Origin of the sequence: Streptomyces sp. NPDC093064, assembly GCF_044754605.1 — a bacterium.
Taxonomy (GTDB): Bacteria; Actinomycetota; Actinomycetes; order Streptomycetales; family Streptomycetaceae; genus Streptomyces.
This window is the reverse complement of sequence record NZ_JBIVPK010000017.1, coordinates 1-21,310: the sequence shown is the minus strand read 5'-3', so window position 1 is coordinate 21,310 and position 21,310 is coordinate 1. Positions and strand designations below refer to the sequence as shown.

The 21,310-nt window shown below is 68.9% G+C and carries 19 protein-coding genes and 4 pseudogenes; 12 read left to right on the top strand and 11 right to left on the bottom strand.

Features of this window, described 5'->3' with window-relative positions:
- The first annotated feature begins 333 nt into the window (after window positions 1–333).
- Genes ACIQFZ_RS21415 through ACIQFZ_RS21405 form a run of 3 tightly spaced genes read left to right on the top strand, consistent with a single transcriptional unit; the run spans window position 334 to window position 3,168 of the window.
- Window positions 334–543, top strand: coding sequence for a ferredoxin (locus ACIQFZ_RS21415; RefSeq protein WP_365776693.1), 210 nt, complete (start codon window positions 334–336; stop codon window positions 541–543).
- Window positions 533–1,909, top strand: coding sequence for an NAD(P)/FAD-dependent oxidoreductase (locus tag ACIQFZ_RS21410; RefSeq protein WP_402691894.1), 1,377 nt, complete (start codon window positions 533–535; stop codon window positions 1,907–1,909). The genes ACIQFZ_RS21415 and ACIQFZ_RS21410 overlap by 11 nt, the downstream gene beginning before the upstream one ends.
- A gap of 35 nt (window positions 1,910–1,944) precedes the next feature.
- Window positions 1,945–3,168 carry a cytochrome P450 gene (locus ACIQFZ_RS21405; RefSeq protein ID WP_402691893.1) on the top strand — a complete coding sequence of 408 codons (1,224 nt, stop codon included), beginning with the start codon at window positions 1,945–1,947 and terminating at the stop codon, window positions 3,166–3,168.
- Window positions 3,169–3,336: 168 nt separating this feature from the next.
- Here ACIQFZ_RS21405 and ACIQFZ_RS21400 read toward each other — a convergent pair whose 3' ends face one another.
- The 4 genes and pseudogenes from ACIQFZ_RS21400 to ACIQFZ_RS21385 all read right to left on the bottom strand — a co-directional run bounded on the left by ACIQFZ_RS21400 (window position 3,337) and on the right by ACIQFZ_RS21385 (window position 5,329).
- Complete coding sequence (locus ACIQFZ_RS21400) at window positions 3,337–4,038, bottom strand: TMEM175 family protein (protein ID WP_365422646.1); 702 nt, start codon at window positions 4,036–4,038, stop codon at window positions 3,337–3,339.
- Between the two features lie 248 nt (window positions 4,039–4,286).
- Window positions 4,287–4,552 (bottom strand): annotated as a pseudogene (locus ACIQFZ_RS21395) (alpha/beta hydrolase); the annotation flags it as partial.
- Between the two features lie 13 nt (window positions 4,553–4,565).
- Entirely contained in the window at window positions 4,566–4,898 is a 333-nt protein-coding gene (locus tag ACIQFZ_RS21390; protein ID WP_383060413.1) for a DUF202 domain-containing protein, read from the bottom strand.
- A 2-nt stretch (window positions 4,899–4,900) separates the two neighbouring features.
- The gene (locus ACIQFZ_RS21385) at window positions 4,901–5,329 is read right to left on the bottom strand and encodes a DUF202 domain-containing protein (RefSeq protein ID WP_365422642.1); all 429 of its coding nucleotides are present in this window, start codon (window positions 5,327–5,329) and stop codon (window positions 4,901–4,903) included.
- Window positions 5,330–5,532: 203 nt separating this feature from the next.
- On the opposite strand from ACIQFZ_RS21385, the gene ACIQFZ_RS21380 reads away from it, so the two are divergent.
- Window positions 5,533–6,588 (top strand): sulfite oxidase, encoded by a 1,056-nt coding sequence (locus tag ACIQFZ_RS21380; protein WP_365422640.1) that lies wholly within the window; start codon window positions 5,533–5,535, stop codon window positions 6,586–6,588.
- Between the two features lie 145 nt (window positions 6,589–6,733).
- On the opposite strand, the gene ACIQFZ_RS21375 is transcribed toward ACIQFZ_RS21380, so the two are convergent.
- Window positions 6,734–8,038, bottom strand: coding sequence for a multicopper oxidase family protein (locus tag ACIQFZ_RS21375; RefSeq protein ID WP_402691892.1), 1,305 nt, complete (start codon window positions 8,036–8,038; stop codon window positions 6,734–6,736).
- 651 nt (window positions 8,039–8,689) lie between these two features.
- Here ACIQFZ_RS21375 and ACIQFZ_RS21370 point away from each other — a divergent pair.
- Window positions 8,690–9,133, top strand: coding sequence for a hypothetical protein (locus tag ACIQFZ_RS21370; RefSeq protein WP_365776706.1), 444 nt, complete (start codon window positions 8,690–8,692; stop codon window positions 9,131–9,133).
- A gap of 36 nt (window positions 9,134–9,169) precedes the next feature.
- Here the strand turns inward: ACIQFZ_RS21370 and ACIQFZ_RS21365 are convergent.
- Window positions 9,170–9,331 (bottom strand): annotated as a pseudogene (locus tag ACIQFZ_RS21365) (transposase family protein); the annotation flags it as partial.
- A gap of 131 nt (window positions 9,332–9,462) precedes the next feature.
- Window positions 9,463–10,317 (bottom strand): annotated as a pseudogene (locus ACIQFZ_RS21360) (glycosyltransferase); the annotation flags it as partial.
- 164 nt (window positions 10,318–10,481) lie between these two features.
- Between ACIQFZ_RS21360 and ACIQFZ_RS21355 the strand changes: the two are divergent.
- A complete protein-coding gene (locus tag ACIQFZ_RS21355; RefSeq protein WP_402691891.1) occupies window positions 10,482–12,698 on the top strand; it encodes a S8 family serine peptidase in 2,217 nt (738 codons plus the stop codon).
- 559 nt (window positions 12,699–13,257) lie between these two features.
- A complete protein-coding gene (locus ACIQFZ_RS21350; RefSeq protein WP_402691890.1) occupies window positions 13,258–13,503 on the top strand; it encodes a hypothetical protein in 246 nt (81 codons plus the stop codon).
- On the opposite strand, the gene ACIQFZ_RS21345 is transcribed toward ACIQFZ_RS21350, so the two are convergent.
- The 3 genes and pseudogenes from ACIQFZ_RS21345 to ACIQFZ_RS21335 all read right to left on the bottom strand — a co-directional run.
- Window positions 13,475–13,768, bottom strand: a complete 294-nt coding sequence (locus ACIQFZ_RS21345) for a hypothetical protein (RefSeq protein WP_402691889.1) — start codon at window positions 13,766–13,768, stop codon at window positions 13,475–13,477. The two genes, ACIQFZ_RS21350 and ACIQFZ_RS21345, sit on opposite strands and share 29 nt — an antisense overlap.
- 180 nt (window positions 13,769–13,948) lie before the next feature.
- Complete coding sequence (locus ACIQFZ_RS21340) at window positions 13,949–14,806, bottom strand: serine protease (protein ID WP_383060439.1); 858 nt, start codon at window positions 14,804–14,806, stop codon at window positions 13,949–13,951.
- Window positions 14,807–15,127: 321 nt separating this feature from the next.
- Window positions 15,128–15,297: pseudogene (locus tag ACIQFZ_RS21335) on the bottom strand (alpha-ketoglutarate-dependent dioxygenase AlkB); the annotation flags it as partial.
- Window positions 15,298–15,436: 139 nt separating this feature from the next.
- Here ACIQFZ_RS21335 and ACIQFZ_RS21330 point away from each other — a divergent pair.
- Window positions 15,437–16,354 (top strand): aminoglycoside phosphotransferase family protein, encoded by a 918-nt coding sequence (locus tag ACIQFZ_RS21330; protein ID WP_402691959.1) that lies wholly within the window; start codon window positions 15,437–15,439, stop codon window positions 16,352–16,354.
- Window positions 16,355–16,912: 558 nt separating this feature from the next.
- Here the strand turns inward: ACIQFZ_RS21330 and ACIQFZ_RS21325 are convergent.
- Entirely contained in the window at window positions 16,913–17,170 is a 258-nt protein-coding gene (locus tag ACIQFZ_RS21325) for a hypothetical protein (RefSeq protein WP_402691888.1), read from the bottom strand.
- A 246-nt stretch (window positions 17,171–17,416) separates the two neighbouring features.
- Here ACIQFZ_RS21325 and ACIQFZ_RS21320 point away from each other — a divergent pair, with 246 nt between their 5' ends.
- The 4 genes from ACIQFZ_RS21320 to ACIQFZ_RS21305 are packed head-to-tail and all read left to right on the top strand — an operon-like array spanning window position 17,417 to window position 21,193.
- Window positions 17,417–18,355: an ATP-binding cassette domain-containing protein gene (locus ACIQFZ_RS21320; RefSeq protein WP_365430757.1), complete on the top strand. Its 939-nt coding sequence runs from the start codon at window positions 17,417–17,419 to the stop codon at window positions 18,353–18,355.
- On the top strand, window positions 18,352–19,203 hold the full coding sequence (locus tag ACIQFZ_RS21315; RefSeq protein ID WP_365430755.1) for an ABC transporter permease: 852 nt from the start codon (window positions 18,352–18,354) through the stop codon (window positions 19,201–19,203). Before ACIQFZ_RS21320 ends, ACIQFZ_RS21315 begins: the two co-directional genes overlap by 4 nt.
- 56 nt (window positions 19,204–19,259) lie before the next feature.
- Entirely contained in the window at window positions 19,260–20,528 is a 1,269-nt protein-coding gene (locus ACIQFZ_RS21310; RefSeq protein WP_402691958.1) for a sensor histidine kinase, read from the top strand.
- Window positions 20,525–21,193, top strand: a complete 669-nt coding sequence (locus tag ACIQFZ_RS21305; protein WP_365430751.1) for a response regulator transcription factor — start codon at window positions 20,525–20,527, stop codon at window positions 21,191–21,193. Before ACIQFZ_RS21310 ends, ACIQFZ_RS21305 begins: the two co-directional genes overlap by 4 nt.
- The last annotated feature ends 117 nt before the right edge of the window (window positions 21,194–21,310 follow it).

The following is a 21,310-nucleotide window of genomic DNA, read 5'->3' as shown; positions in this document are numbered from 1 at the left end:
GACCGTGCGTAGTGAGGTTGCGGAAGCGCTTGTCGACGGCCTCGTCCGGGCTCCGGTCCTGCGCCATGCCGGGTGCCCCAACGCCATGTCGGCCGGTAAGCCGGCCAGTGCCCGTATTCACTCGGTCAGCCGAACAAGCCCTCTGTGCTGGAGAACGGCACACCGGGATCGACACCGGAAGCAGCAGCCCGAAGGCACCGCTCAGGATGCGGCATGTGGCCCAGACTGTGCTGCGCCCCGCTGGGCTCCGCGGCAGTAGCCGGGCGAGCGCCTGATCCGGTCCGCGCCTAGAAAGGGACAGGGAGCTCAAGGCGACGGAGGGAGTGGCTCGAGATGCGGGTCGTCGTGGACCTCACCCGCTGCCAGGCGTATGCGCAGTGCGTGTTCCTCGCTCCGGCGGTCTTCCACCTGCCTGGGGAGGAGACGTTGCTGTACCGGCCGGATGTCCCGGACGAACAGCTCGACCGCGTGCGTCAGGCGGCAGCGGCGTGCCCGGTCCAGGCCATTCTCGTGGGTGCGGAGGTGAGCGCCGGTGCCCGGTGACCTTCGGGAGGGCCGGATCGTCATCGTCGGCGCGTCGCTGGCCGGGTTGCGAGCCGCGGAGGCGCTGCGCGAGAGCGGCTTCACCGGCTCACTGACCGTGGTGGGAGAGGAGCCCTGTCCGCCCTACGACAGGCCACCGCTGTCCAAGCAGGTGCTGCTCGGCATCGCGGCGGCGGACATGACCGGGCTGCCGATGCGCCGGGATCCGGAAGCCGATTGGCGACTCGGCGTACGCGCCACCGGGCTCGACCCGGTCGGCAGGCGAGTGCGGCTGTCCGACGGCGAGTCGCTGCCCTACGACCGGCTGCTGATCGCCACGGGGACCCGGGCGCGTCCCTGGCCGCAGCCGGTGCAGGCCGACCTGGACGGCGTGTTCACTCTGCGCACCCGCGACGACGCCGTTCGCCTGGCCGACCGGCTGGCAGCGGGGCCGCGCCGGGTGCTGGTGATCGGTGGCGGCTTCACCGGCTCGGAGATCGCCTCGGCCTGCCGGGAGCGGGGCATCGAGGTGACGGTCGCAGAACGCGGCCCCGCGCCGCTGGTGGGCGCACTCGGCGGCACCCTGGCGAAGCTCGCGGCCGGCCTGCACCGGGCCCACGGTGTGGACCTGCGCTGCGGAGTGACGGTCACCGCACTGCGTGGGAACGAGACCGGCCTGTTCACCGGAGCAGAACTGTCCGACGGCAGCCGCGTCGACGCGGACGTGTGCGTCATCGCCCTGGGTGCCGTCCGCAACGTCGAGTGGCTGGCGGACTCCGGACTCGCGGCGGGCCCCCATGGGGTCGCCTGCGACGCGGGGTGCCGCGCCTTCGACATGTACGGGATCGTCACCGACGACGTCTTCGTGGCCGGCGATGTCTCTCGCTTCCCGCACCCGCTCTTCGACTACCAGATGCTCTCCCTGGAGCACTGGGGCAACGCGGTCGCGCAGGCGGAGGTGGCGGCCCACAACATGGTCAGCCCGGGACCGCTGCGACGCCCCCACCTCAGCGTGCCGGTCTTCTGGTCGAGCCAGTTCGGAGTCAACATCAAGTCCGTGGGCGTCCCCACCTTCTCCGACGAGGTCGTCATCGCCCAGGGCTCGCTCGCCGAACGCCGTCTGGTGGCGGTCTACGGCTACCGGGGCCGCATCACCGCCGCGGTCACCGTCAACATGGCCAAATGGCTCGAGTACTACCAGGGCCTGATCGAGACCGCCGCCCCGTTCCCGCCCACACCCGGCGCGGCGGACGGCCACCCACTGATCACCGAATTCGCGCTCCCCTCCGACGTACCGGACCCCAAGGGGGTTTCCCACAGCCCCACCGTCGCGCTCACCGGTCACTTGCCGGACCGCCGGCTCATCGTGGTGCGACCCGCCGGATGACCCCTTGAGTCCCTCTCCACCACGAGGAGCCGCACATGGCTGTCGACACCCTGCTGGAGCGGATCACCGACTACGCCAACCGCCCCGATCCCTACCCGCTGTATGCGGAACTCCGCGAGGCGGGCGTGGCACGGCAGACGGACGGCAGTTACCTGGTCGGCACGTACTACGACATCGTCGCCCTGTTCCACAACCCGCGGCTCAGCTCCGACCGCCGCAACCGCGCCGCCCCCTACCGCGACCTCGACGCGGAAGACCAACAGCACTCCTTCATCCGGCTGGACGACCCCGAACACCGCAGGCTGCGCAGCCTGGCCACACGGCCGTTCGGTCCACCGCACAGCCCGGGCCGGATCGACGCGATGCGCGGCGAGATCACCGGGATCACCGAGGAACTGATCGAGACGCTTCGAAGCTGTACGCGCGTCGACGTCGTCGACGACTTCGCCTACCCGCTGCCCGTCACCGTCATCTGCCGACTGCTCGGGGTCCCACGCGAGGACGAGCCGGTGTTCCGCGAGTGGTCCGCCGCGATCATCGAATCCGTGGACATCCGGCCCGGCGAGGACCCCGGCGAGCGACAACGAGCCGGCATCCAGGCCCGGGCGCAGATGGGCAGCTACCTGGTGGACCTGGCCGAACAGCGCCGTGGCCGCCCGAGTGACGACATGCTGTCCGCGTTCGTCAACGACCCGGACCCGTCCGGAGCGCTCACCCGCGAGGAGCTGTCGGCCACCGCCGTGCTGTTGCTCGTCGCGGGACACGAAACCACGGTCAACCTGATCACCAACGGCGTGCTCACCCTGCTGCGCCACCCCGACCAGCTGGAGCGGTTGCGCCGGGAACCCGGCCTGCTGCCAGGCGCGGTGGAGGAACTGCTGCGCTACGAGCCACCCGTCCACATGCTGCAGCGAGTCCCCCTCACCCACATCGAGGTCGCAGGCCAGACCATCCCCAAGGGCGTGCCCGTAGTGCTCGTGCTGGCCTCGGGCAACCGTGACCCCAGACGATTCCGCGAACCCGACCGGTTCGACCCTGCCCGCGAGGACAACCAGCACCTCGGTTTCGGCAGCGGCATCCACATCTGCTACGGCGCACCCCTCGCCCGGATCGAAGCCCAGATCGCCCTGGGCGCGCTGCTACCCCATCTCAGCACCGCAACCCTGGTCGAAGACCCTCCCCCCTACCGGCAGAGCGTCGTGCTGCGCGGACCCCGGCACCTTCCCATCGAGCTGTCCCCGTCGCCATCGGCGAGGTGAATCACCCGGGCACGGCGTGACGAGCGCGTGCCGGCCTTCGGCCGCTCTTGAGCAGCTTGGCCCAGTGCGCGCCACTCTCCTCTCGAGTGGCCCATCCATCCAGGGATCCGGACGCTTGTAGGACGCCGCCCGCCCGGCCGACACCGTGCCACCGCGTGTCAGGACGCGTCAGACCGCACCGCCACGGCCTCCCTCGTCGGCATGGGGTCCTGTATCAGGAGAGCCGTCCCGGCCGCCGGGCAGACCTTCGCTGGTGACGAAGTAGAAGACAGGGAGCATGACGAACACCGCGATCGCCAGCAACGGTGCGACGAAGACCCCAAGAAGGCCGGCAACGGTGTAGGCAACGGCTCCAGCCCCGGAACGAAGCTGTCCGTGCCGTACGTACGTGTCCTCCACGTCGGGGTCCAGCAGCTCGGGTCGGCGGGCGATCTGCTGGTAGAAGGCCACCCAGCTCAGGCACATCGCTGCGGCGAGGCCGGCGTAGAGAGCGACGGCCACCCGCGCGTCGGAGCCCGTAGGGTCAGCCTGCAGTGCGTCCGCGACCACCGCTGTGGGGAAGGAAAGCGCCGCCGTGGTGAGCAGGAGAAACAGGTTGACAGCATGCAGTCCGCGGTCCATGGCCCTGATGCGCACGAAGGCCTGGTGGTGGTTGAGCCAGATCACCGAAACATAGCCGAAGGACGCCAAGTAGCCGAGGTAGGCAGGCCACTGAGCCAGCAAAGCCTGGCCAAGGCCGCCCGGCTTGTGCGGCGGATCAGCGAGATTCAGAACCAAAAGCGTGACGGCAATGGCGAATACACCGTCGCTGAAGGCCTCAGCCCGTGTGGTCTCAGAACGAGAGAACTTGCGAGAGTGGCTCCGGGACAAGCTGGCTCCTGAAGTACTTGACTCATGTCGGATTCGGACGGTTTCACCGTCGGTGGCCTCAAGGGCTCGAACCGTCCGGCAGAGCTTGAGCCAACCACATCCGAGCGAGGCCCTCTGACCCCCGTCCCGATTTCAAGGCCCGGCAACTGGGATCGCGGCCCGCGACCCGTGCGGTCCGGGAGGCACGACGACCGGGCCGCACGGACGCGGTGCGGAGACTGTTCCCGCGCGGCTTTCCCTGCCGCCCGTCAGCTCGTCGCGCGTACCGCTTCGCGGATCAGGTCCGCGACCCCCTTGGGATGGGAAACGGCGACGGCGTGCGACGCGCCCTCCACCTCGACGACGGCACGTCGGCGGCGAAGACCGACGGAAAGGCCTCCTCGGCGATGGTGGCCTCGACAGCAGGGTCACCGTCCGCGACCGGATACGTCCGCTGCTTGAGGTTGCTCAGCAGCGGCGAGGCGGGGAAGCGGCCCTGCAGCTCACCGAGATTGTCGCGGTCGCCCAGACAGAAGTGTTCGGATCGCTCAATACGATCGCAAGGCCACGATGAGGGCGGCCAAAGCGGTGAGCACGATGGTCGACGCGGTGAGACGTACTGCGGGACGCCGTGCATTTGTATCACTCGAGCGTGCTCCTGTGGCGACGTGCCCTCGCCCAGTGGCCCATACCGCCAGGGTCATCACCAGCAGGAGTGCCCCGTCGATCGGGGAGATCTTCAGCACGGCGGCGCTGACGGCCGTCAAGGAGATGGCCGTGCGGCGCCAGGCCAGCCAGGTCCGCTCCCGGGCGAGTCCGGGGTCGAGATCTTCGAGGTCCTCGGCGACAGTCGGGCGTGGCGATCCCTCGGATCCGGACATGGTCAGACTCCCTTCGCAAAGATCACGAGGGCTGCTGCCAACAGGCATTCCGCGGCAATCACCAGGGACAGGATCAACGGCAGATGTGTGTGATGCAGAGGCCTGCCTGTTCGCAGCGCACGCTGGTCTCGGCTCCATTCGACGTAGCTGATCACGGCGACGGCTGCACCAAGCACGATCAGCGGCACGCCGATGGCACGGCGGCCCCAGGAGACTCCGGGGAAGGGCGGCAGGAGCTGCGTGACGGCCAGCCCAGCCGCCACCAGCGCCAATGCGGTGCGGCTCCACGCCAGGAACGTGCGTTCATTGGCGAAGGTGAAACGCGGGTCGGGCTCGGCGCCCTCGTCGGTGTCCGCCCGTGGCTCTCCTGAGCGGCGGGCGCCGGCGACGCCTTCAAGGCGGCGTCGGCGTCGAATCGGCCCGAAGCACATTGACCGCACCCCTTCCCGTGCGCGCGGGATGATGTGCCGCCCTTCATCAGGCTAGGAGACGCCGCGAATCTCTGCCGTTTCAGCACCTGCCGACCCCCGCGCCATCCATACGCCACCAGCCTGCCCCCCTGGTGACCGGGTTGGCGTCCGCGCCCGACGTGATGGAGATTGACCTCATGGACATATGGGGCAAACGTGACGACATGCTCGTACACCAAGACGAGCCCTACAACGCCGAAACGCCTCCTGGCGCCCTCGCAGCCCAGATCACCTCCCTGGACACTTTCTACGGCCGCAACCACGCGCCGATCCCCCGCATCGACTCCGCGAGCTGGCGGCTGCGGGTGGAAGGTCTGGTCGACCGTCCCCTGGAGTTGTCGATGGACGATCTGCGCCGCTTCACCGAGCGGACAGTGGTGGCCACGCTGCAGTGCGCCGGCAACCGCCGCGCCGATCTCATCGAGGTCCGAGACATACCCGGCCAGGTCCCCTGGGGTCCAGGAGCCATCTCCACTGCGAGATGGAGCGGGGCGAGCCTGGCAGACGTACTGGCCGAGGCCGGAGCGCAGCCGGAAGCGACCCACATCGCCTTCACCGGCGCCGACGTGTCACAGCAGGCCACCCCACCCCAGCCCTTCGGCGGCTCCATACCGGTGGCCAAGGCAACCTCCAACGAGGTGCTGCTGGCCTGGGCCATGAACGATCAGGCACTGCCCGCCGCGCACGGCGCTCCCCTGCGCGTGATCGTTCCGGGCTGGATCGGCGCCCGCAGCGTCAAATGGCTCCAACGCATCAGCGCACAGGCCGAACCGACCGACAACTACTTCCAAGCCGAATACAGCGTCCTGCCCCCCGAAGCCGACCCCGAGGCCGTTGGACCGGACGACGGCATCACCCTCGGCCCGGTCGCCATCCACTGCGCGATCCTACGGCCCGGCAAGAACGAGCACCTGCCCTCTGGACCGACCGAGGTCAGCGGATTCGCCTTCGCCGGGGACGACCGAACTGTGGCACGCGTGGATGTCTCCGCCGACCACGGCAGCACGTGGACCTCCACGGATCTCGACCCCCCGGAGAATCCCTGGACCTGGCAGCACTGGCGGGCCATGGTCACCCTGCCCCCCGGTGAGGCCGAGCTCATCGCACGCGCCTGGGACTCCACCGCGGCCGTGCAGGCCGAATCCCCGGCGACGGTCTGGAATCCCAGGGGATACGCCAACAACGCCGCGGCGCACCTGCACATCACGTGCCGTCCCTGACCGAACGCTGACAAGTAGTGCGCGTCGAGAACAATGCGCCGTGGTGCTGACCGCCCGGACAGGCGCCACGGCGAGCCATGTACAAGTCGTCGCAGCCGGGGACAGGTCCGGCCTGGGGACGGGCGGTCGCGCCACGTGTCGACGGTCATCCGCTGTGGGTGGCCCGGGGCCGCGCGCCGGGCGGAACGATGTCCAGGACGGCCATCATGCCCATGTCCTCGTGATTGAGGATGTGGCAGTGATACACGGTTCTGCCGGTGAAGTCCCTGAAGTGGATGCGGACGACGATCGCACCGCGCTTCGGCACGTTCACCGTGTCGTACACGCCGCGGGTGGGGTCGTGGGCCTTCCCGTTGGTACTCATCAACTGGAAGTGGTTGGTGTGCAGGTGGAAGCTGTGGTCCTCGTCCGAGTCATTGCGGACGGTCCACTCCTCGACGGTGCCGAGGGTGGAGACGAAGTCGGTCCGGCTCGCGTCGTACGTCCGGCCGTTGATGTAGAAGATCGTGCCGGCCTTGTTCTCCGTGAAGACGACGGTCTTGCGGTCCGCGATCGTCGCGTGGCTCAGGTTCTCGTAGGGGCCGAGGTCGGTCGGGAGCGCGGCCCGCGTCACGGGCGTGCCACTGGTGACAACCGTAGCGAGGTCGGCCCGGGGGAACTGGTTCCCGGCCGGGCCGGTGTTGTACGGCAGTGTCTCCAGCCGGGTGGTGCCGGGGGCGCCGCCCTGGACCAGGACATCGAAGCGGGCCGCGGCGGGAATGAGCAGCGTGTCCTCGGCGTAGACCCTGCCCACGGGGACGCCGTCCTGAGCGATCACGTGGAAGCGGGTGCCCGGAAGGTGCAGCTTGTAGTAGATGTTGGCGCCGATGTTGGCCAGCCTCCACAACTGGGTCTCTCCGGGCCGGATGTGGATCACCGGGTTCTGCTGGCCGTTGACGGTGCGGTCGGTGGACGCGCCGATACTCAGGGGATGGGTCTTGATCGCGTCGCCCTGGACCTGGAAGTCCTTGAGCGCGATGGTGTGCTCGGTGATGTTCCGCAACGACAAAGGCAGGTGCTGCTTCAGGTTCCCGACGACGAGGATGCCCGACTCACCACCCGCGACCTGCGGGGCGGACAGCATGTCCGCGTGTGAGTGGTACCAGAAGGTGCCAGTGGGGTGATTGCGCGGCAGCTGATAGGTGTAGTGGTACGACTGCCCGTACTTGATGGAGATGAAGATGTCGTCCGAGGGGGCGCGCGGCGAAACGAACAGTCCGTGCGTGTGCAGATTGGTGTGCTTGTCGGCGCTGTTGATCATGGTCAGGTCGATACGGTCGCCGGGCCACACGCGCAACGTCGGCGGCATGTAGGCCCCGTTGTAGGTCGTCGCGTACAACTGGCGGTTGCCCACGCGGACCTTTCGCCGTTCCACCACGATCGTGGTCCTGAGCACACCGTTGCGGCTCACCACCTCCGGGGGATCCTGGAGCCGCGGCCCCGTGCCCGGGGGTGTGGGCCCGCCCTCAACCACGGATCCCTGCGTGGCGCTGGAGCGCTCGCTCGGTGCACTACCTGCGCAGCCGGCGAGCCAGAGCGCGGCGAGGAGCAGACCGGCGACGATGCGGGACGGCGAGGAACAACGTGTGGTGGGCCGGGTCACTTGTCTCCCCCAGGAAAACGGGCGGGCCCCGACCGGGAACGTCCAGCCGGAGATCCGTATGCTGCTGGTCAGTCAGCCGGAGAGTAAGGGCCCAAAGATCCCATGCCACGCGGCCACGCCCGGCCGCCGGTGCCATCCGCCCGAATGGGCCCCACGACCGCCCATGATGGACTTCGGTCAGGCGCGCATCCAAGTGCGGCTCCCACCTACGCTGTTGGGCAGCGGCCGAGAGTAGTCGCCCCGCCTGGGCCCGGCACCTTGGTCACGGCGGGCAGACCTTGCGCAGCGTGACAACTCCGCTCGGCTCTTCGTCGACCATGCATGGGCTGGTCGTCTTCTTCGGTACGTCTCCGCGTCGCTGCAGGAGGGACGTCGTCAGCCTTCATGGCCTGTCGGGGGCGACAGCTAACGTTCTTGTGACGTGGTACCACAATGGCAGCTGACTCGGAGGGGTACAGGATGGGCGCTTCGGCCTGGGACTACTACGTGCCGTACCAGGAGGATCTTGGCGCCGCACTGGAGGAGTTGCGGCACCGAGTGTTCCTCGCTGGTGACTACTACTGGGTGCGCGGTGGCGACTGGCTTCCTGAGGTGGAGCGCCGCCCGCAACCTTTGACCCTGGACGAACTGTGGGCCGACGAGTGGACGCAGCACTCTGGAACCCACTCGATTCTCGATGTTTTCCGTGTTCAACGGGAAGACGAGGTGCCCGAGGTCTGTGCAGTACAGCCGGTGACCACCGAAGAGGCCCAGAGGGCCATCGGCACTGAACGGCTGACCCGCGAACACGTTCCAGCGATCCAAGACCTCGCTCGCGAGCGCTGGTACGGCCGTTGCGCAGTACTGCACGACGACCACGGGACGCCACAGGAGATCTACTTCTGGGGTTGGTCTGGAGACTGAGCCATCCACCTACTCAGACTGGAGCGAGGTGGCCACCAACGCCTCGACCACGTACCGGTAGACGGTGGTGGACGCGACGCCGAAACCGGCCGCGAGCTGAGCGTAGGTGTGCTCGCACCGCAGATGCGCCTGCACGAGCAGTGCCTGCTGACCGGCCGACAACCGGCGCCAGCGTGTTGCGGGCTCGCGGCGCTCGGCTTCACCCTTTCTCGTACCCGCTCCTCACGCCGACTCAGCTCGCCGCAAGCCAGGTTGGAAAGGCTCAGTGATTCGATATGGAGGCTGGCGGAGCACAACGTTGAGTGACGACGGTCGGGAACGGATCGACATCATCCGTTGGTCAGTTGCTGGATGGCCTTGAGGGTCTGGCCCGCTCCGTCCTCGGTCACCATGTGTTGCGTGCCTCTCGCGGCGGCTCGTGCGTATGTCTGCTGCTTCACGACTTGGTCGAGTGAGTCGGCGAGCCGTTCGGCGTTCAGGGATCGGAAGGGGATCGGGTCTGTGGCGGCGCCGAGGGCAGCAAGTCGTCCCGCCCAGAACGGCTGGTCGGCGGTCACCGGCACGGTGACCACGGGCACTCCGGCGCGTAACGCCGCGGCCGACGTGCCGGCCCCTGCGTGGTGAACCACCGCAGCCAGCCGTGGGAACAGTAGGGCGTGCGGTACGTCCCCAAGGGTGAGCACGTTGTCGCCGTCGGCCGCGAGTCCGGCACTGCCGGCTTGGACTATGCCGCGCAGCCCGGCGTGGCGCAGGGCTCGCACGGCGATCTCGCTCAGCCGTTCCCCGTCGCCTGCTGCCATGCTCCCGAAGCCGATGAGGACGGGCCGGGGTCCGGCACGAAGGAAGTCCTCCAGGCCCGTGGGCAGCCGTTCAGACGCATCCTGATGGGGCCACCAGGTGCCCACTACCTCCAGGCCGGAGCGCCAGTCGGAGGGGCGAGGCACCAGTGCCGTGCTGAAGCCGTGCAGGATGGGCCAATTCGCCTGTTCCTGCCGTCGGCGCATCGCAGCCGCGGACAGTGGCGGCAGCTTCAGGCGGTGGCGCAGCTTTACGACCGCCTGCTCGTAGACGCGGTCGGCCATGCGAAGAGCGAAGCCTCCGGCCATGCGGTTGGCGGGACGGCCCAGCGAACGCTTACTCGTGACGACGGGCGGGAAGTCGCCGGTAGGTGCGGTGGGCACCAGAGGCCGGCACGAGGGCACTCTCCACGACCCACCCATACCCGGCACCCTCTACCGCCTCCGCCAACTCATGGACCTCGATGGATGGATAACGTGCCCGCCGAGGCCTTGAACCGCTCCTGAAGGAGGAATAGCATCCGGCGCGATCGATCTTGGAAGGGGTCGAAGTGCCGAACACAAAACGCGTGAAGCCGGCGCTGATCACAGCGCTGATACCGATAGTGGTGCTCGGCGTCGCCGCGCAGCCGGCGATGGGGCAGGTGCCCGTGCCACCGCCGATCAAGACGTACGAGGGAGATCCCGGCCGGCTCGGCGACGCGGCGAGCTGGCGTACCCCTGAGTTCAACCGGGACGCCGGCCTGGCGTCGATGGGAGCCGAATTCGCCTACGCCGCAGGCTACTCCGGCACCGGGATGAACATCGGCGTCGTCGACTCGGGCGTCTTCGCCGGGCACGTCCGGGAGCACGGAAGCCTGGACACGAACTACGCGGTCGGAGACCGCTACTTCTCAGTGGAGGCCCAGGGCGGCCAGACGGGCCCCACGCCGGGGTTCTACAACCCGGCGTTCAACGACAGCCACGGCACCCACGTCACCGGGACCATCGGTGCGAGCCGCGACGGCGTCGGCGAGACGCAACCGGCCGGGCCGGATGCCAACATGCACGGCGTCGCGTTCAACAGCAACGTGTACATGGGCAACACCGGCAAGACGGACGGCGTGCTCTACGGTCTCCTGCCGGCGAACGCGACCGCCGCGCAGACGCCGGACGACGCCTACATCGGCAATGTCTACCGGGCCGTGAACTCCGCCAAGACGGCGAACGACAAGCCCATCAGGATCATCACCAGCAGTTGGGGTAGCCAGCCCAACACGGAAAACTACAACACGTATGACACGCCGTCCGGCAGCCCGGCGGGCTTCGGTCTGAACACGGCATGGCGCCTCTGGTCCACTCCGGACGGCGTCGTCGACGCGAACGGCAGCGCCGCCCACTGGCTGAACGGTGCCATCGAAGCCGCGCGTTCCGGCACGGTCATCCAGTTCACCGCCGGTAACAGTGGCTACGTGAACCCGTCGCCGCGAGGCGCGGCTCCGTACTTCATGCCCGAACTGGAGGGTAGCTGGTACACGACGTCGGGGATCAACCCCACCCAGGGGCGCACGCTCAACCCTGACGGCTCCGTCCTGGTCCCCGGCCAGCAGACGTTCAACCAGTGCGGCGTGGCGAAGTGGTCCTGCGTGACGGCGCCGGCCAACAGCATCAACAGCACGACCGTGTCGGTCGTCGCCGGCGTGCCCGAGCCCCGTTACGGCAGTGCGTCGGGGACGTCGATGGCCGGTCCTCACTCGGCGGCCGCGCTGTCGTTGATCATGCAGCGTTTCCCGTACATGACCAACGAGCAGGCGCTCTACACGATGTTCACCACCGGCCGGCAGAACAACACGATCAATGACGCGGCGGGCAACGCCGTGCTGAACCCCGCCAGCGGCCAGATCGTGCAGGTGCCGGACAGCCGCAACGGCTGGGGCACGGTCAGCCTGCGGGAGGCCATGAACGGCCCGGGACAGTTCCTGGGGCCGTTCGTCGTCGACACGCAGGGGCGCGACGACGTGTGGTCGAACGACATCTCGGACGTCGCGATCCGGGCCCGCCAGCATGAGGACGCCACCGAGGCGGACGCCTGGGCGGCGACCAAGGCCGCCAAGGGCTGGACCAAGGGCCTGCCGGCCGGCGCGAGCGACGCCGACAAGTCGGACTACGCCATCGGGGTCCGCCGTGAGCAGGCCCGCGAGGCCCGCGCCTACGAGGGCAGCCTCACGAAGCGTGGCGCCGGCACCTTGTTCCTCACCGGCAGCGAGACCTGGCACGGGACGAGCACTGTCCTCGACGGCAAACTCTCGATCGTCGGCTCGCACGCCAGCGCTGTCGACGTGCGCGGCGGATCGCTCGGCGGCAGCGGCACCGTGGGGGGCAGCATCAACGTCGGCGGCGGCGTGCTGCGGCCCGGTCTCACGGCCGACGAGGCCGCGCAGATCACCGGCGCTTCCGGCGCCGCAGGCAATGTCCTGAACGTCGGCGGGAACGCGACCATCGGCAAGCAGGGTCGCGTTGCCGTCACGATCTCCGGCGACCGGGACTGCACGAGCGTCCGGGCGGCGGGGAGCCTGGTGCTGGACGGTGAGCTGGACCTGGACGTGCGGGGCAAGCTGACCCCGGGCACCGTGTTCACGATCATGAGCGGTAGCTCGATCAAGGGCGCCTTCCACGCGCTCCCGGAGAACCGGGTCCTGAACGTGGGCGGTTACCTGTTCCGGGTGTCCTACAAGAACAACAGCATGACGCTGACCGTCATGGACGCGGTGCCGAACAACGGGCAGTAAGCCGTGACCCGTTAACTCAACTCGGCTCAGAACCCCGGGGAGAGTTCGCTTCGCCCGTTTGATCACGGCGGGATGGGAGGGGAAACTCAAACGAGCACGGCACATGTGGATCATGGAGTTGTCTAAGCCTCAAGATCCGCAAGGCTGCCGTGCTCGTCCGTTCATCATGCCCCACGCCGACGTCATCAGCGTCGGACGGTGCGGCTGACGGGCCAGATCTCGGAGGCGGCACGGAAGTTGTGCGGTCGTGCGGCCACCCGTCTCGCCCGTGTCCTGGCCGCGCCGATGTCCCGCAGCACAGCCCCACGTCTACTACGGCGCCTGCCGGTGCCGTAACACGAAGGCGCGACTCCGGGTGTTGGCCGAAGGCCCCGTCGGCGTCCCGGGGTGGACGGCCCTTCACCGACGGCACGTGGCGCTCATTCAGCCGCACCGGCCGGAGCCTTGCCGGCACATCTCGCGGCCCTGCCCGAAGACCTCGGCGGACGGCTGCTACTTCTGCCAGGACTTCCAAGGCGATCGGCAGTTCCTTCCCATTCACCGCGACACCCTCGCCCGAATGCGCGAACTGCAGGCCGACGCTGCGGCAGCCGGCCGGTCCCGGGCCGCCGAGGACAACGAGCGGTTGGCGGTCGCCGTCGAGCACATCATCACGCGCATCACCGACCAGGAACATGACGAGCTGTCCCCAGCGCCCAACGCGCAAGAAGCCCCGTCCGCCTTGGGCCGGCGGACGGGGCCCATGGGCCGCGATCAGGCAGTGCTGCCCCGGTGGTTCACGGGGCCGGAACGCTGGTGCTGCTGACGTCGGTGGTGGCCGACAGCAGGAACATCGCCAGGAGCAGTCCCGCCACGGCGGCGACGGCACCCATGATGAGCGCGGCGCTGTGGATGCCGCGGTGCTCGGCGTCGCGTCGGCGGCCGACCAACGAGCTGCCGACCGCGGCGAGCCCAACCGGCACCGCCAGCAGGAAGTTGACCGCCAGGGCTGCCACGGATACGACTCCGAGCAGCAGACTCGCGGCGGCGTGGAACCAGCCGGTGCGTGCGGTCAGCGCGGTGTCTGCCATGAAATCTCCTGTCCCGAATGCGATTACAAGGTGCTGCACACATAGTCGGCGGAGATCGCACCACTTGCGGCTCCCTTGACGAGGTCGAGGCGCCGCGCACCCTGCCGGTGGGCATCCCGCACGTGCTGATCGACGGGCGGTTCGTCATCGAGGATCCGTACGGCGTACGCCCTCTGCGGACTAGGCCTGAGGCTCGGGGAGTTCACATCCCTTGCGGCCCAGGTCGAGCTTGCTGCCGTCGACGACGCACGGCACGATCCCGTAGGTCTCCTGCGCGTAGCGCGCGTTGTAGCGGACGGTGATGAGCCCCTTGCGGTCGACCTCGCAGGGGTTGTTGAGCGTGCACTGCTCGCCGTCCTCGTTATGGGTGTTGTTGACGGCGATCACGCGTCCGGTGTGGTCGTCGATCACCGGGGAGCCGGAGGTGCCGCCGATGGTCTCGCACCCGGGCGTGTAGCGCACCGAGTCCTTCCAGGTCCACCAGTACTCCTTGAGCTGGTCCACGAACCCGTCGACGGAGCACTTGTACTGCTTCTTCCAGTACCCCGACGTCACGGTGATCTCGGTGTTCTTGCGCGGGTGGCGCGGGTCGAGCAGCAGCGGCCGTACGTGGTACTTGCTTTCGATCTCGGCGTAGGTGGTGGTCGTCCGGTACAGCGAGACGTCGGTGTCGGTCATTGTCGCGTACGAGATCTGGTCGGCCTGGAGCGTGCCGAGCACCCCGGCGTCCTCGTCGAGGAGTTTGAACGTGCGGGTGGACGGCCGGTCCACGATGACCTGGCCGGCCTTCGGGAAGCCGCCCTCGATGCAATGCCCGTTGGACAGCACGAGGGCGGGGTCGTCGGGCTGTGACTGCGGGGTGCGCACGACGGAGCCGGAACAGTTGCTGAGCGCGACGGTGCCGGCGAACGTGACGGGCGCGTCGTTCGGTCTCGTGCGGGTGCCGGCGTCCCCGCCCGCAGTCCCGGCGACGGCGGGTGCCGCGCCCGCGCCGACCAGGGCGAGCGCGAACGCCGCGCCGGTGAGCGCCTTGCCGATCCTCGGTGAGCGACGTGTCGTGCGTGTCATCGGTGCTGCAGGTGACATTGGGTGGAGCCCCCTTGCCGACGCCGGGTGTGACGTCTGTAGCCGATGGTTGCCGTGCGCATTCTTCGGTGCCGACGGGCTGCGGGACAAGGGGTGGGATCAACTCCGTGTCCCACCACGGTCCGTGGGTGTGGCGGACTCGGGCACGGGCCGGACCCGATGCACATGTGGACCCGAACTCGCGTTTGAGGTGTGCGACTTGCTGTTCCCCCAGGTCACGTCGGCTCCGGCGGGGTCTCCGGAGCGGCGGGCGGGGGGCCGGGTGCCGGCTGAGCGCACGCCGTCCAGCAGGAACTGGATGCTGGCCCTGGGCCCGGCCGCCCGCTCCGACTTGGGGATCGCGTGTTCCCAGGTGCGCTGCAGGAGCCGCCCATCACGATGAGGTCGCCATGCCCGAGGGATGGGCGGGCACGGCAACGGCGTCTTCCCACACCGCGCGGACGGCGTCCGGGTGACAAAACTCCCGATGTCGCAGATCAGAAGCCGTGAAAAAACAGCCAGCAGACCACCTGCACCTGGAGGGTTGCGCAATGAAAACGGCTTGCGGTTCAAGAGTGTGACGCGGATGCTTCCACCGTGAAGATGCACGCCAACCAGCTGACGGTGCCACCGACGACGGTGCGCGCGTTGGTGGATCAGCAGTTTCCTGAGTGGCGGAGCCTGCCCATCAGGAGCATCGCTGCGCAGGGGACGGTCAACGCGATCTTCCGCATTGGCGATCGGTTCGCAGCCCGATTCCCTCTTGAGTCCGCAGACGTCGAGTCGGCGCGACGCCGGCTGGAGTGCGAAGTGGAAGCGGCTCGCGAGCTGGTGGGTCGCATTCGTTTCCCCACGCCCGAGCCGGTCGCGCTTGGTGAACCCGGGGCAGGTTACCCACTCCCATGGTCGGTGCAGACGTGGCTTCCCGGGACCGTGGCCGACGACGAGGACCCGGGCGAATCTGTTGCCTTCGCCCGCGACCTGGCCGATCTCATCGGTGATCTACGCGCGATCGACACGGCGGGCCGCACGTTTGCCGGCACGGGTCGAGGCGGCGACCTGCAGTCCCATGACGCGTGGATGGAGACCTGCTTCAGGCACAGTGAGCGGCTCTTGGATGTTCCTCGGCTTCGCCACATCTGGTCAACTGCGCGTGAACTGCCACGAAGTGCGCCCGAGGACGTCATGGCTCATGGTGATCTGATTCCTGGCAACATGCTCGTGTCTGCCGGCAGGCTTGCAGGGATCCTCGACGTCGGCAGTTTCGCGCCGGCTGACCTCTCGCTGGATCTTGTGAGCGCGTGGCACTTGCTTGAGGCCGGGCCACGGCAGGTGCTCCGCGATCGCCTGGGCTGCGACGACCTTGAATGGCAGCGAGGCAAAGCGTGGGCTTTCGTTCAAGCGATGGGCTTGGTCTGGTACTACATCGAAAGCAACCCGACTATGAGCCGGCTGGGTCAACGATCTCTGGAACGCATCCTGGCGGACCCGCCCTGGGCGTATCCAGGCCCGCGGACCTGATTCCCACCTGGACCGCGATCACGCTGGTGGCCCGCCGTCTCATCCGCTCACCCGGGAAGTCCACCACCGTTCCAAACTCGGTGGCCTGAGCCGGCAACCCCTCGTCTCCGAAGGCGGCCCGTGAGCGGCCCGCCATGACAGGCCGCTCACCGGCACGCGTCGTCAATCACCTGCTGAGCGCCTCCGGCCTGAACCGAACCAGGCCGGCCGCCGCCGTCTCGAGTCCGCGGCGAACGTGCGGCCGACTCAGCCCCGACCACGTCCGTCTGGCAGTTGGGGCAAAGTTCGTGCCCGCCCTCGTCATTGACCACGCTGCCCCACTCCCGGCACTCCTCACACCCGCGGGCGCGAACCGGATCGGCATGGGGATTGGGCTGCTGGGATCCGGCGTCGGCTCCGCAAGACATGAAGAGAGAACTCCAATGAGGTTACGAAATGGTATACCGCCTCATCCGCATATACGTGCCGCGAACATCGATTACTAGGAACTCTTCGTAGTAATTGCCGTACCGAGCGTGCGACTCCGCACACGGACGGCGGCGGCACTCACCGCGCCGACTACTGGGGTGGCGGTCTCCGGCGCCCCGGCCCGGGTGGCCGACGGCGTCGGCGCCGCCGCCTGGTCGTGGTGGTGGTCGTCGTCAGCGTGCGTGAGGACCAGTCGATCAGCTCGTAGCCGACTCCGGCTATCTCCATTGCCGGTCGCAGGCCCGGCGTCACCTCGCGGGGCACCGTCGCCAGGCCCAGCTCCTCACACACCTCCGTGGTCATCGTGAGGGTGTAGAGCGCTTGCCAGGTGCTGTCCGGGCGCTGCACGCGGTTCAGGATCAGGAGGTGGTCATGGAGGAGTCCCCTGGGGTTTCCCCTAGCCGATGACGGCCGCCCGTGTCACTGGTATCCCGGCACCACGCCCCGCCGCCAGCGGGGCTGTAGTACCCCGGTACCACCCGCCTGGCAGTGTTCAGTCCCCGGTACCACCGGATCCGGCAGATCGCGGGCTTAGCGTGACGGAGGAGGCGTCAGGCGCCCAGGGCGCGCCGGAGTCCGAAAGAGGGAACGCGAATGATCGAGGCACAGCAGCTCACCAAGAGGTACGGGGAGAAGACAGCCGTCGCCGGGCTGGACTTCACCGTGAAGCCGGGCACGGTGACCGGCTTCCTCGGCCCCAACGGGGCGGGCAAGTCCACGACGATGCGCATGATCGTCGGGCTTGACGCTCCGACGAGCGGCTCGGTCACGGTGAACGGCAGGCGCTACGCCCGCCACCAGGCGCCGCTCCAGGAGGTCGGGGCGCTGCTGGAGGCGAAGTCGATCCACCCTGGCCGCTCGGCCTACAACCATCTCCGGGCCCTCGCCCTCACCCACGGCATCCCGCGCCGCCGGGTCGACGAGGTCATCGACCTTGCCGGTCTCGGCAGCGTCGCGAAGAAGCGGGCCGGTGCCTTCTCCCTCGGTATGGGCCAGCGGCTCGGCATCGCGGCCGCCCTGCTCGGCGATCCGCAGACCGTGATGCTCGACGAGCCGGTCAACGGGCTGGACCCCGAGGGCGTCCTCTGGATCCGGAACCTGCTCACCTCCCTCGCGAGCGAAGGGCGCACGGTGTTCGTCTCATCGCACCTGATGAGCGAGGTGTCACTGGTGGCTGATCACCTCATCATCGTCGGCCGTGGACGGTTGCTGGCCGACACGACCGTACGTGACTTGGTCCGCGAGGCCGGCGGCGACGCCGTGAAGGTCGCGACGGACGACCCCGCACGGCTGCGGGAGGTACTGGCCGGATACGGCGTGGAGATCACCGGCCGCGTGGGCTCCGAGGAACTGCAGGTGACCGGGCTGTCCGCCCGCGAGATCGGGCTGAAGGCGGCCGAGCACGGGATTCCGCTGTTCGAGCTGACCACGAAGGCGGTGTCGTTGGAGGAGGCATTCATGGAACTGACCAGGGACGCTGTGGAATACCACGGCTCCACGACCGGCACCGAGACCTCCGGGAGCGCGGCATGAGCACCCTCACGGCAACCCCGGAGTCCCCCGAGACCGCCCAGGCCGCGTCGGCCCGCCCCGCCTACCGGGTGACCGGACGGCGCGTGCTGGCCTCGGAGTGGGCCAAACTGTGGTCTCTGCGCTCCACCTGGATCACTCTCGGCCTGGGCCTGCTGTTCCTCGTCGCCTTCGGCGTCATCGCCGCGAGCCGCTACAAGTCCGGGATCGACTCCGGCCGCCCCATGCACGGCGACTTCGCCGACGCGACGGCCGTGAGTCTGTCCCTCTTCGGCACGAACTTCGCCCAGCTGGCCCTCGGCGTGCTCGGCGTGCTGGTCACGGCGGGCGAGTACTCGACCGGCATGATCCGCTCCACCATGGCCGCGGTGCCGCGCCGACTGCCCGTGCTGTGGTCCAAGGCGGCTGTGTACGGGCTGGTCACGCTGGTGATCGCCACCGTCGGCGCGTTCGTCGCCTTCCTCGTAGGCAGCCAGGTCGTCTCCGGCACGCCCGCCGCCATGGGCCTCGGCCACGCCGGTGTCCTTCGCAGTCTGCTGGGCGCCGGGCTCTACCTGGGCCTGGTCGGCGTGATCGGCACCGCCCTGGGCGCGCTGCTGCGGTCCGTGGCCGGCGGTATCTCGGTCCTGGTGGCCGCCCTCATGCTCGTACCCGGACTGATCTCCCTGCTGCCCAGCTCATGGAGCGGGAACATCGACCCCTATCTACCCAGTCACGCCGGCGAGTCGATCTTCGCCCTGACCCACGACTCGACCACCCTGTCGCCGGGCGCCGGGCTCTGGGTCTTCCTCGGCTGGACGGCACTGGCGCTGGCTGCAGCGGCGTACCGGCTGCGGCGCAGCGACGTCTGAGCAGCCACCCGCATCATGGGTAGGTGAACTCCGTGACCACCGAAGATCTCAGCGGGATGGGGCCGCTGGTCGCCCGGCTCGGCCGGGCCGGCCAGCGGCTCCGGCATGCCGACCGGGCCCGTCCGTGGGTGCTGGACACCGCGGTCGTGGTGCTGGTCTTCCTGATGTTCTGCCTGCCGGACCTGCTGCACGCGGTCGGCGCGATCGACGGGGAAGGCGACGGTCCGCGCCGCTTCCGCCTGGTGTTCACCCGGTTTCCCGTGGCGGGCATGCTGGCCCTGCAGGCCGGGCTGGTGCTGCCGCTGCTGTGGCGGCGCCGGGCGCCCGCCGCCGCGTTCGGCGCCATCGCGGCCGTGTTCGTCCTCCAGTGGTCCCTCGGCGCCGCGCTCCGTGCGGACGTCGCCCTCTTCGTCGCCCTGTACAGCCTGGCCCTGCACGGGCGGCTGCGGCAGCTGCCGTGGGCCTGTGCGGCCACGGCGGGCGCGGTGGGCCTGGTCGCGGCACGGGTGTCGGTGGCGGTGTCGGTCTGGGACGCGCTGTTCTTCCTGCTCAGCACGGCGACCGCGGCCCTCGCGCTCGGCCTGATGATCCGTATCCGGCGGGCTCAGCTGGCCGGGCTTCGGGACCGTGCGGCCCGGCTGGAGATCGAACGCGACCAGCGTGGCAGGCTCGCAGTCGCGGCCGAACGGGTACGGGTGGCCCGTGAGATGCACGATGTCGTCGGCCACAACCTGTCCGTCATCATCACGCTCGCCGACGCGGGTGCCTATGCCGCCGGGGTCGCTCCGGAGCGGGGCAGGGAGGCCCTCCACCTCATCGGCGACACCGGTCGCAAGGCCCTGGGCGAACTGCGCCGGGTGCTCGGCGTGCTGCGCGAGGTGGACGGCCCGCCGGCCGAGCCCGAGCTGAGCCCGCAGCCCGGTCTCGCGGACATCAACGCGATGTGCGAAGGGGTGCGCGCCGCCGGCTTGGAGGTCGTCTACCGTACCGCCGGAGACGTAGACGCCCTCGACAGCGGGGTCCAGCTCACGGTCTACCGCATCGTGCAGGAGGCCCTGACGAACACCCTGAAACACGCCGGCGCCGGCGCGCATGTGAACCTGGCTATCGCCGTGGAGGACACGCGGCTGACCATCACCGTCCAGGACTCCGGCCCACTCGTCCCGGCCGAGCGTCCCAGCACGGCGAACGAGGAAGGACACGGCCTGGTGGGCATGCGGGAACGAGCGGCTCTCTACGGCGGACACGTAAGCGCGGGTCCCGCAGGCGGCGGCTGGACGGTACGGGCCGCACTCGACCTCACTCCCCAGGGCGGTGCCCGGTGACCACCGTCCTCGTCGTGGACGACCAGCCGCTCCAGCGGTACGGCTTCCGCATGCTCCTGGACTCCGTGCCCGAAACGGAGGTGGTCGGCGAGGCCGCGCACGGAGCGGAAGCGGTGCGCAAGGCCGCCGAGCTCCGGCCCGACGTCGTCCTCATGGACGTACGCATGCCGGGCATGGACGGCATCGAGGCCACCCGCCGCATCGTCGCCGCCGGCGATCGCTCGCGCGTCCTGATGCTGACCACGTTCGACCTGGACGAGTACGTGTATGCGGCTCTGCGCGCCGGAGCCAGCGGCTTCCTCCTCAAGGACGCCCGCCCCGAGGAACTCCTTGCGGGCATCCGGGCCGTGGCCGTCGGAGACGCTGTGATCGCCCCCGCGCTCACCCGCCGCCTCCTGCACGAGTTCGCCCGTCTCGTGCCACTTGGCGGCCACGGCTCCGCTGAGGACCCGCGCTTGAGCTCCCTCACCGACCGTGAGCGCGAGATCCTCGTCGCCATCGGCAAGGGCTGGAGCAACGGCGAGATCGCCGCCCGCTTCGTCCTGTCGGAGTCCACGGTGAAGACTCATGTCGGCCGCGTCCTGGCCAAGATCGGCGCCCGCGACCGCATCCAGGCGGTGATCTTCGCCTATGACCACGGCCTGGCTCGGCCTCATGGAGACTGAGCGGCGGCGCTCTTTCTGACAGCTAGTGGCTTGTCACGCCGCCTTGGCCGGGTAATCGACCTGCTGCCCGTCGGCCAGCAGACTGTCCCCAAGGTCTGATCTTGGAGGTGGTCGTGG